4 protein-coding genes and 1 tRNA gene are annotated in these 5,091 nt (G+C 44.2%); 2 read left to right on the forward strand and 3 right to left on the reverse strand.

Features of this window, described 5'->3' with window-relative positions; translation table 11 throughout:
- Positions 1-98 precede the first annotated feature (98 nt).
- Positions 99-2,111: an excinuclease ABC subunit UvrB gene (gene uvrB, locus B2248_RS09785; protein WP_273182022.1), complete on the reverse strand. Its 2,013-nt coding sequence runs from the start codon at positions 2,109-2,111 to the stop codon at positions 99-101.
- A 78-nt stretch (positions 2,112-2,189) separates the two neighbouring features.
- On the opposite strand from uvrB, the gene B2248_RS09790 reads away from it, so the two are divergent.
- Together B2248_RS09790 and B2248_RS09795 are read left to right on the forward strand one after the other, a co-directional pair.
- Positions 2,190-3,374 (forward strand): pyridoxal phosphate-dependent aminotransferase, encoded by a 1,185-nt coding sequence (locus B2248_RS09790; RefSeq protein ID WP_273182024.1) that lies wholly within the window; start codon positions 2,190-2,192, stop codon positions 3,372-3,374.
- A 63-nt stretch (positions 3,375-3,437) separates the two neighbouring features.
- Positions 3,438-3,513: transfer RNA gene (locus B2248_RS09795), tRNA-Asn, on the forward strand.
- Between the two features lie 510 nt (positions 3,514-4,023).
- On the opposite strand, the gene B2248_RS09800 is transcribed toward B2248_RS09795, so the two are convergent.
- Both B2248_RS09800 and B2248_RS09805 read right to left on the reverse strand, forming a co-directional pair.
- Entirely contained in the window at positions 4,024-4,338 is a 315-nt protein-coding gene (locus B2248_RS09800) for a HigA family addiction module antitoxin (protein WP_007145594.1), read from the reverse strand.
- The gene (locus tag B2248_RS09805) at positions 4,338-4,616 is read right to left on the reverse strand and encodes a type II toxin-antitoxin system RelE/ParE family toxin (RefSeq protein ID WP_273182026.1); all 279 of its coding nucleotides are present in this window, start codon (positions 4,614-4,616) and stop codon (positions 4,338-4,340) included. Before B2248_RS09805 ends, B2248_RS09800 begins: the two co-directional genes overlap by 1 nt.
- Positions 4,617-5,091: the final 475 nt, after the last annotated feature.

Raw genomic sequence — 5,091 nt, forward strand, 5'->3', positions numbered from 1 at the left:
GACCCCCACCATGTCAAGGTGGTGCTCTAACCAACTGAGCTACGTGCCTGCCGTGAAGCTGCGAAATTATACGCAGCTAACGACAGATTGCAAGCCCTTTAAATCACAGCCGGGCCCAGTGCCACCTTCCGCAAATGTTCCAAGTCATCACGTAGCTTGGCAGCTTCTTCAAATTCAAGGTTTTGCGCATGTTTATACATGGCGTTTTCAATCTGCTGAATACGTTTAGCCAATTGCTGAGGCGTCAGTGAGGCATACTTGGCCTGCTCTTCAGCGACTTCTGTAGCATGTCTATCATTAGCCGGTTTGGACATCGCATCGTCCATTCCCATTCTGATCGCTTTTTTGATGCCTTGTGGTGTGATGCCATGTTCTTCGTTAAAGGCAATTTGTTTTTCGCGTCGACGGTCCGTTTCATCAATAGCCCGCCGCATGGAACCTGTTATTTCATCGGCATACAAAATCGCTCTACCATTTAAGTTTCTGGCTGCACGACCAATTGTCTGAATAAGAGAGCGGTCACTACGTAGGAAACCTTCTTTATCTGCATCCAGTATCGCGACTAATGAGACTTCAGGAATGTCCAGACCTTCTCGTAACAAGTTAATGCCAATAAGCACATCAAACTCACCCAGTCGTAAATCACGAATAATCTCAACCCGTTCAACAGTATCTATATCAGAATGCAGATAACGTACTTTGACATTGTGCTCACGCAGATATTCCGTCAAATCTTCAGCCATGCGTTTCGTTAACGTAGTAATTAATACCCGCTCCCCCACCGCCGCACGCTTATTAATTTCTGATAAGACATCATCAACCTGTGTCCCGACGGGGCGAATTTCCACTTGTGGATCCACGAGTCCTGTCGGTCTGACCACTTGTTCGACAATCGTGCTGGAATGTTCATTTTCATATTTGCCGGGTGTGGCTGATACAAAGATGGTTTGTGGGGCTAATTTCTCCCACTCTTCAAACATCAACGGTCGGTTATCAAGTGCTGAAGGCAAACGGAAACCATAATTGACCAATGTCTCTTTTCTGGAACGGTCACCTTTGTACATAGCACCAATCTGAGGCACCATCACGTGACTTTCATCAATGACCAGAATCGCATCATCAGGCAGGTAATCAAATAAAGTCGGCGGCGCCTCACCAGGACCGCGTCCTGACAAATGTCTGGAATAGTTTTCGATGCCGTTGCAATACCCCAGCTCCAGCAACATCTCGATATCAAAGCGAGTGCGTTGTTCTAAACGTTGTGCTTCGACCAGCTTATTGTCAGCATTGAGATGTTCGAGTCGTTCTTTTAACTCTTCTTTGATGGCATCGACGGCTTTTAATAAGTTATCGCGCGGCGTGACATAGTGAGTTTTGGGATAAATAGTAATTCGGCTCATCCTCTGCAGGATTTCACCAGTCAGCGGATCGAAGTAGCTGATCTGCTCCACTTCATCATCGAATAATTCCACTCTGACGGCATCACGTTCAGATTCTGCCGGGAAGATATCAATCACCTCGCCTCTTACGCGATAAGTACCACGGTGAAGCTCAACATCATTTCGGCTGTACTGCAGTTCCGTCAATCTTCTTAATATATCCCGCTGACTGATAACGTCGCCCTGAACCAGATGTAACACCATTTCCAGGTAAGCATCTTTCTCACCCAAGCCATAGATACAGGACACACTCGATACAATAATCGCATCCCGTCTTTCCAGCATGGCTTTGGTTGCCGACAAACGCATTTGTTCAATCTGCTCGTTTACCGACGCATCTTTATCTATAAAAGTATCAGAGGAAGGCACATACGCTTCAGGCTGATAATAGTCGTAGTAGGAGACAAAATATTCCACCGCATTATTGGGAAAGAAATCTTTCATCTCACTATAAAGTTGCGCGGCCAAGGTCTTATTAGGCGCCAAAATCATCATCGGCCTGCCCAGTGCTTGCGCAACATTCGCAATGGTGAACGTTTTACCTGAACCCGTTACCCCAAGCAGGGTTTGCCACATTTCACCGTTTTCCAAGCCCTCAATCAAAGTCTTGATTGCGGTTGGCTGATCTCCGGCGGGAGAAAATTCGCTGACTAGCTGAAAATGTTTACTCATACGTCTTTAGCATCGATTATGTTTGGCGTATATTATTGAGATATTTATCAATTTACCGTGTTAAATGAAGGAAAGATTTTGACTATCAAGCTCTCCCAACGTGTTCAAAACATCAAACCGTCTCCGACTTTGGCTATCACAGCACGTGCTGCTGCGCTGAGAGCCGAAGGCAAAGATGTTATTGGTCTGGGTGCAGGCGAACCCGACTTCGATACACCTGAACACATCAAACAAGCTGCTATTGAGGCTATCCACAGCGGCAAAACAAAATACACGCCTGTCGATGGCACAGCAGATTTGAAAGAAGCCATCATCAAAAAGTTCTCAAGAGATAATGGGCTCGAGTATGCCGCGAATCAAGTCTTAGTTTCCGTCGGTGGAAAACAAAGCTTTTTCAACCTGGCTCAAGCCTTTATTGAAGCGGGCGATGAAGTCATCATTCCAGCACCATACTGGGTATCATACCCTGATATGACCCTGCTTGCTGACGGTGTACCGGTTATTATCGAAGCCGGTCAGGAAAACCAGTTCAAAATCACACCTGAGCAATTAGAAGCTGCTATTACAGATAAAACAAAACTGTTCGTTATCAACAGCCCATCTAACCCAACCGGCATGGCTTACAGCTTAAAAGAGCTTGAAGCGTTGGGCGACGTATTACGTAAACATCCAAACATTCTTATTGCTACTGACGATATGTACGAACATATCTACTGGGCGGATGAACCTTTCTGCAATATTTTGAATGCGTGCCCGGATTTGTATGACAGAACACTGGTCATGAATGGTGTATCTAAAGCCTATTCAATGACGGGCTGGCGTATTGGTTATGCAGCGGGCCCGACTCCACTGATTGCTGCGATGAAAAAAGTACAATCTCAAAGTACTTCTAACCCAGCATCTATTTCTCAGGCAGCTGCTGTGGAAGCACTGAATGGCGATCAGTCATGCATCAAAACCATGCTGACCGAATTCAAAAAACGTCACGATTTCGTTGTGGCTGAATTGAACAAAATGCCTGGTGTTGATTCATTAGAAACTGACGGCACGTTCTATGTCTTCCCAAGTATCGCTGGTGTACTGGAAAACAAACCAGAATTGAACGATGACATGGACTTTGCTGAAGCCTTATTGGTTGAAAAAGGCGTGGCTGTTGTCCCTGGTTCTGCGTTCGGATTGAAAAACCACATTCGTCTTTCAATCGCCACCAGCGAAGAGAATCTTCGTAACGCACTGATTCGTATCGCCGAATTTATTGCATAAAAAATTATTCAAATTTAGGCTTGACCTACACAGGTCAAGCCACTAGAATAGCCATCTTTCTGTTCCCCGATAGCTCAGTTGGTAGAGCAAATGACTGTTAATCATTGGGTCGCTGGTTCGAGTCCAGCTCGGGGAGCCAAAGAATATAAAGCCTCAGAACTTCATGCTCTGAGGCTTTTTTGTTTCAGTGTAACTCAGGTGTAACTTCTTACAGTGATTGCCAGTTATCTACAGTGAAGCAAGGCACTCAGGTATTGCGCAATTATTTACAAATTATTAGCTGTAATCTGTACCATAACCACCTTAAAGACGATAGTCTATCTTTTGGCGTAAAGATACGAGAATGTGCTCTGATGGTATCTAATTCGCTGCCCGCCTGGCACATCAGGAGTGAGGGCTTCCACTAACATAAGCAATTATTAACCTACATTTTTCCATACACTGGCACATGTCATCACCACTGTTCCCAGTCTCAGAGTTCATTTTTAAAGTGATGAAAGATAATTCGCACTCAATTAACATAACCCCATACAGAAAGCTCTAACTCCCAAAGTCATAAGAAGAGGTCATCGATAGTCGTTAACTTAGGTTTATTCCCATAGGCACGGAGCATAAGTCAGATTTAAACCAGATAACATTTAATCACTCTTTAGATTGCTTCTGCCAACACTTCAAAATCAAATTTTTTGAGCTGTTTTGTGTCTACTTTTAGACTAGCCTGCCACAAATCATAGTTTTCTTGTAGTCTCATCCAGCTTTTTGCACTACGCCCTAACACAATCGAAAGTCTGACAGCCATTTCTGGTGATAAGTCAGACTTACCGTTCAACAGTCTATTGAATGTACTGGGGCTTACTTTTAAAGCCTCAGCAATTTTATTTGCAGATACCTTATCGAAGGGATCAATATATGTACGTTGGATCAATTCGCCAACATGAGGTGGGTTAAATTGTTGTAAAGTCATTAGTGATAATCCTCATAATTAACTAAATAAGCGTCACCGTCGATAAACTCAAAAACAATTCGCCAATTACCGGAAACCGTTATTGAATGTTCCCCTGCTCTATCCCCTTTTAACGGGTGCAAGTGATAACCGGGCAAGTCCATATCTTCTATACAATCAGCAGTATCGAGAAATGCAAGCATATCTCGCAACCTTGCTGAGTGGTTTGGTTGAATCCCAACAACGCTACCTGTTAGGAAGAATTTTTTTAGACCTTTATGTTTAAAATTTTTAATCATATTGTATATCATTTCATAAAATACCTTATTGCGCAACACGCAACAAACATTAACTATTTTTTCATTCTTTTTAAATACATTTATAGACTTATTCTGGCTGTACCAAAACATCGCCAGAGGTGGTATCTAACTATATAGAACTTGATTACAGCTTAATCCCCGTGGGTACGGGGAACACAAATCCTCTTATTAAGTTTTGCCTTGTGGCACCGGTTCACCCCCGTAGGCACGGGGAACACTCATCACTCATAATCCTCAACTCTGATAATGTCGGTTCATCCCCGTGGGTACGGGGAACACAAATCGCTACCATTTAGGCGTCAATAAATGGACGGTTCATCCCCTTGGGCACGGGGAACACAATACATCAAAGGAGAAGCCTAATGCACACTCCGGTTCATCCCCGTGGGCACGGGGAACACATATCAGCCACCCTCGTCCGGCTTTGCCTGTGCGGTTCATCCCCGTGGGCACG

It is taken from the genome of Methylophaga sp. UBA2012 (assembly GCF_002335235.1).
Lineage (GTDB): Bacteria > Pseudomonadota > Gammaproteobacteria > Nitrosococcales > Methylophagaceae > Methylophaga > Methylophaga thalassica.

Excerpts from the sequence above, each read along its gene's own strand:
- B2248_RS09800 (WP_007145594.1), bottom strand. The coding sequence starts at position 4,338 with ATGACTTTACAACAATTTAACCCACCTCATGTTGGCGAATTGATCCAA.
- uvrB (WP_273182022.1), bottom strand. The coding sequence starts at position 2,111 with ATGAGTAAACATTTTCAGCTAGTCAGCGAATTTTCTCCCGCCGGAGAT.
- B2248_RS09805 (WP_273182026.1), bottom strand. The coding sequence starts at position 4,616 with ATGATTAAAAATTTTAAACATAAAGGTCTAAAAAAATTCTTCCTAACA.